The sequence below is a fragment of the Pseudomonas donghuensis genome (assembly GCF_000259195.1).
Lineage (GTDB): Bacteria > Pseudomonadota > Gammaproteobacteria > Pseudomonadales > Pseudomonadaceae > Aquipseudomonas > Aquipseudomonas donghuensis.
In genome coordinates this window covers 236668-241738 of the sequence record NZ_JH650757.1, presented here as the reverse complement: position 1 = coordinate 241738, position 5071 = coordinate 236668, and the positions used below count along the sequence as shown (strand labels likewise).

Genomic DNA, 5071 nt, shown 5'->3' with positions numbered 1-5071 from the left:
TAGCCCCCCAGGATTCCGTGAAGAACCTTTTTTCGGGGGATAAGCCCGCAGCCTCAACAAGAAATCAAGCGTGACCGATGAAAACATCGGCAAACAACTGGTTGCGCGGCAGGCCAGCGAGAAACATGCACCGGGAAAACTGCTCGACACTGGCCGCCGAGCCACACGCCAGGGCCACGGTCTGGCGCGACTGCAGGCGTAACGCCGCCAGGGCCTGGGGCAACTGGGCCGGGGTCAGCAGCTCGACCTGCAACTGCGGATGCCGACTGGCCAGTGCCGTCAGTGCCTGCGCCAGATAATGCTCCTGCTCGTCGTGGGCCAGATGCAGCAAGCGAATCGGCCCGTGATGCTCCTGGCGCAAGGCCTCGCGCAGAATCCCCCACAGCGGCGCCAGGCCGGTGCCGGCGGCCAGCAGCCACAGCGGGCGTTCCTGCCAGTCCGGGTCGTAATGCAAGGCTCCGCCGCGCAGCTCGCCCAGGCGCAGCGTTGCACCGATACTCAGTTGCCGCGCGGCATCACAGAACGCACCGGGTTGCCGGCAATCGAGATGAAATTCCAGAATGCCCTCCTCCCCCGGCACGCTGGCCAAAGAATAGGGCCGGGCGACCCCACTCGGGCTCCATAACACCAGGTGCTGGCCGGCCTGATAGCGCAACGGTCTGTGTGGCTCAAGACGCAAGCGCAGCACCGTCGGGCTCAGCCAGTCGAGGCCGCTGACCTGGGCCGGCACCCCATCCTGGAGCGGGTCGAACAAGGCCACCTGCAAGTCTTCCTCGACGCTGCACTGGCACGACAGGCGCCAGCCCAGCTGGCGTTTGTCCGCCGCCAGGGCCTCGGGCCGGGCATCCCCCGGCTGGCCTTGCAGGCAGCGCACCAGGCAGGCGTGACAGCTGCCGGCACGGCAACTGTAAGGCACCGCCAGCCCGACATCATTCAAGGCATTGAGCAGGTTGCTGCCCGGTGCCACCGTCCACTTTCGCTCACCCACCCGCAACTCAGGCATCGACGGCCTCCCAGGCGGCCAGGCAGCGGTTGCGCCCGCTGCGCTTGGCCCGGTACAAGGCCTGATCTGCACGCTGCAGAGCGTCATCGAGATCGTCGCCTGCGCACAACAGGGTCAACCCCGCCGACAGGCTCAAAGGCTCGACCCGCAATCCAACCGCTGGCGGCTGGGCCAGGGCAAACGCCCTGCGCAGCCGCTCGCAACAGGTGGCCAGTTGCGCGTCGGTGCAGTCAGGCAGCAGCAACACGAACTCTTCGCCACCGTAACGGGCCAGTACCGCAGTGTCGCCCAGACAGTCGCTGGCGATCGAGGCGAAGGCTTGCAATACCTGATCGCCGGCGGCGTGGCCATACACATCATTGATGCGTTTGAAGTGATCGAGGTCGATCAGTGCCAGGCCATGGCAACTGTCAGCGCCCATGCGCTCCAGCTCGCGGGTGGCCAGGCCCAGAAAGTGCCGACGATTGAACAAGCCGGTCAGTTCATCGGTGGCCACCAGGTCTTCGAGCTGGCGCATCATGCCGCGCAAGGTGTCCTGATGGGCCTGCAGGGCATAGCGCCGCTGGCGCATGCGCTGACGCGCGGCCTGCACATAACGGGCATACAGGCACAACCAGCACAGCACCACCAACAAGGCACTGGCCTGCAATGCCAACAGCGACCCGTCGAAATGCGGCGCTTGCCAGGCCTCCCAGGCGATCAGGCCGAGGAAGCTGCACAACACCAGCAGCGCGCAGCGTACAAACACCCGCCCGCTCAGGTGAAACAGGCCGAACATCAGGATCAAGGGGTAGAACATCAGGAAAGTGCCGCGCCCCTGGTCAAGCTGAGCCAACAGCCAGGTCTGCCAGGCGATCGCCAGCAGCACCTGGAACTCGGTCAGGCTCGGGTCGTTAAAGCGCAGGTTGCGACCGCTGGCGAACACCCAACCGAGCAGCGACTGGCACACGAGCAACAGGCTGCTGCCCAGCAGCAAAACCGTCAGGGAGGCTTGCAGATGGCCGCTCAAGAGTGCCACCCAGAGTAGCGCCAGCACCAGCAGATAGGTGCCAGCCGCCATGAGGAAGCGATTGAGGAGAAGCTTCTGCAGCGCTGTTTCGGTCACTGGTGACTCACCGTGCTCTGGCCAAGGCAGAGGAATGGGGCATGGCCAACCGCCACTTTAGGGTGTGCGAAGAATAATTGCCATGGTTGCACAAATCGACCCTGGTCAGCGCTCAGGCAAGAACAGTGCCCGGCCACTGCCGACCTTGGTGGGGACCTTTGGTACGTGTACCGGCGGCGGATGCGCGCTATACTGCCGCGCCTTTTTTGCGCCGACAGCCTTGCGTTGGCGCCTGTTGAAGGTCGTTTCGACACCTCGGCCAGTCCGCGTCGGAATACCTTAATGAATGTTCCCGTCTTTAAGAGGAGCGCGCTGCATGACCGTGATCAAGCAAGACGACCTGATTCAGAGCGTTGCCGACGCCCTGCAGTTCATTTCGTACTACCACCCCGTTGATTTCATCCAGGCCATGCATGAGGCCTATCTGCGTGAAGAGTCGCCAGCTGCGCGCGATTCCATCGCCCAGATCCTGATCAACTCGCGCATGTGCGCCACCGGCCACCGGCCGATCTGCCAGGACACCGGTATCGTCACCGTGTTCGTGCGCGTCGGTATGGACGTGCGCTGGGACGGCGCGACCATGAGCCTGGACGACATGATCAACGAAGGCGTGCGCCGCGCCTACAACCTGCCGGAAAACGTCCTGCGTGCATCCATCCTGGCCGACCCGGCGGGTAGCCGTAAAAACACCAAGGACAACACCCCTGCGGTCATCCACTACTCCATCGTCCCGGGCAATACCGTGGAAGTGGACGTGGCGGCCAAGGGCGGCGGCTCCGAGAACAAGTCGAAAATGGCCATGCTCAACCCGTCCGACTCGATCGTCGACTGGGTACTCAAGACCGTTCCGACCATGGGTGCTGGCTGGTGCCCTCCGGGCATGCTCGGCATCGGCATCGGCGGTACCGCCGAGAAAGCCGCGGTAATGGCCAAGGAAGTGTTGATGGAATCCATCGACATCCACGAGCTCAAGGCCCGTGGCCCGCAGAACCGCATCGAAGAGATCCGCCTGGAGCTGTTCGACAAGGTCAACCAGCTGGGCATCGGCGCCCAGGGCCTGGGCGGCCTGACCACCGTGCTCGACGTCAAGATCATGGACTACCCGACCCACGCCGCCTCCTTGCCGGTGTGCATGATCCCCAACTGCGCCGCCACCCGTCACGCCCACTTCGTGCTCGACGGTTCCGGCCCGGCTGACCTGGAAGCGCCATCGCTGGACGCCTACCCGGAAATCGTCTGGGAAGCCGGCCCATCGGCCCGCCGTGTCAACCTCGACACCCTGACCCCGGAAGACGTGCAGAGCTGGAAGCCGGGCGAGACCATCCTGCTCAACGGCAAGATGCTCACCGGTCGCGACGCTGCGCACAAGCGCATGGTCGAGATGCTCAACAAGGGCGAAGAACTGCCAGTCGACCTCAAGGGTCGCTTCATCTACTACGTTGGCCCGGTTGATCCGGTCGGTGACGAAGTGGTTGGCCCGGCCGGCCCGACCACCGCGACGCGGATGGACAAGTTCACCCGTCAGATCCTCGAGCAGACCGGCCTGTTGGGCATGATCGGCAAATCCGAGCGCGGCCCGACCGCCATCGAAGCGATCAAGGACAACAAGGCCGTGTACCTGATGGCCGTCGGCGGCGCTGCCTACCTGGTGGCCCAGGCGATCAAGAAGTCCAAGGTCCTGGCCTTTGCCGAACTGGGCATGGAAGCGATCTACGAGTTCGAGGTCAAGGACATGCCGGTCACCGTCGCGGTCGACAGCAACGGCGAGTCGGTACACATCACTGGCCCTGCGATCTGGCAGCACAAGATCGCTGAAAGCCTGGCGGTGGAAGTGAAGTAAGCCTCGGGGTTTGCTGATATGAAAAAGCGGCAGGGGGATTATTCCCCTGCCGCTTTTTTATTGCCTGTACCGGCCTCATCGCTGGCAAGCCAGCTCCCACAATGGCTCTTCATGCACCTGACCTGTGGGAGCCGGCCTTGCCGGCGATCGAGCGCGAAGCGCTCGTATTTCGGCCAGCACCTTTGTTCACAGGGTAATGCGAGTGCCCAGCAACTGCAGGAACGCCGCCAGCCATGCAGGGTGTGCCGGCCACGCCGGAGCCGAAGCCAGATTACCCTGCACGTGAGCCTGGTCGACGGCGATCTCGACATACTGGCCACCGGCCAGGCGTACTTCCGGCGCGCAAGCCGGATAAGCGCTGCATTCGCGGCCTTCCAATACGCCAGCCGCCGCCAGCAGTTGTGCGCCATGACACACCGCGGCAATGGGTTTGCCGGCCTGATCGATCGCCTTGACCAGCGCCAGCACCTGCTCGTTCAAACGCAGATACTCCGGTGCCCGGCCTCCTGGAATCAGCAGCGCGTCGTAGTCGTCAGCCTGAACCTTGGCAAAATCAAAGTTCAGGGCAAAATTATGCCCGGGCTTTTCACTGTAGGTCTGGTCGCCTTCGAAATCGTGGATCGCCGTGCGCACCGTCTGCCCGGCGTTTTTGCCCGGACACACCGCGTGCACGGTATGGCCAACCATCTGCAGGGCCTGGAACGGCACCATCACTTCGTAATCTTCAACGTAGTCGCCAACCAGCATCAGAATCTTCTTCGCAGCCATGTCATCAACTCCTTCAAGTGCGGTGGAAAGATAAAGACACCATAGACCGCCAACGTGCGACAGGCTCAATCACGCCGGTCGAGCAGGTTGACCACCAGCCGGTCGAGCCAGCCCCACAAGCGTTGCTGCACGCGCTTCCACAACGGCCGCGCATGCCAGTGGGCCAGGTCGATAGTCAGGCTCCGGGCAAAGTCGCGCTCAAAGCTCGCCGCCACGTCGGCGGTCAGGGGTGGGTCAATGGCTTCGACATTGGCCTCAAGGTTGAAGCGCAGGTTCCAGTGATCGAAGTTGCACGAGCCGATGCTGACCCAGTCATCCACCAACACCATTTTCAGGTGCAGGAAACACGGCTGGG

Annotated in this window: 5 protein-coding genes; 1 reads left to right on the top strand and 4 read right to left on the bottom strand. The window is 63.3% G+C overall.

The annotated features are described in order from the left end of the window. Nucleotides 1-64 precede the first annotated feature (64 nt). Both UW3_RS0103420 and UW3_RS0103415 read right to left on the bottom strand, forming a co-directional pair. Nucleotides 65-1003, bottom strand: coding sequence for an iron-sulfur-binding ferredoxin reductase (locus UW3_RS0103420; protein ID WP_010220856.1), 939 nt, complete (start codon nucleotides 1001-1003; stop codon nucleotides 65-67). Next, nucleotides 996-2108, bottom strand: coding sequence for a GGDEF domain-containing protein (locus UW3_RS0103415; protein WP_010220855.1), 1113 nt, complete (start codon nucleotides 2106-2108; stop codon nucleotides 996-998). The genes UW3_RS0103420 and UW3_RS0103415 overlap by 8 nt, the downstream gene beginning before the upstream one ends. Nucleotides 2109-2424: 316 nt before the next feature. Here UW3_RS0103415 and UW3_RS0103410 point away from each other — a divergent pair, with 316 nt between their 5' ends. Further along, nucleotides 2425-3948: a fumarate hydratase gene (locus tag UW3_RS0103410; protein WP_010220854.1), complete on the top strand. Its 1524-nt coding sequence runs from the start codon at nucleotides 2425-2427 to the stop codon at nucleotides 3946-3948. 186 nt (nucleotides 3949-4134) lie between these two features. Here the strand turns inward: UW3_RS0103410 and UW3_RS0103405 are convergent, their stop codons facing one another. Both UW3_RS0103405 and UW3_RS29205 read right to left on the bottom strand, forming a co-directional pair. Continuing rightward, nucleotides 4135-4716 (bottom strand): DJ-1/PfpI family protein, encoded by a 582-nt coding sequence (locus UW3_RS0103405; protein WP_010220853.1) that lies wholly within the window; start codon nucleotides 4714-4716, stop codon nucleotides 4135-4137. A gap of 65 nt (nucleotides 4717-4781) precedes the next feature. Further along, the coding region (locus UW3_RS29205; protein ID WP_010220852.1) for a phospholipase D-like domain-containing protein at nucleotides 4782-5071 on the bottom strand (290 nt) is incomplete at its 5' end.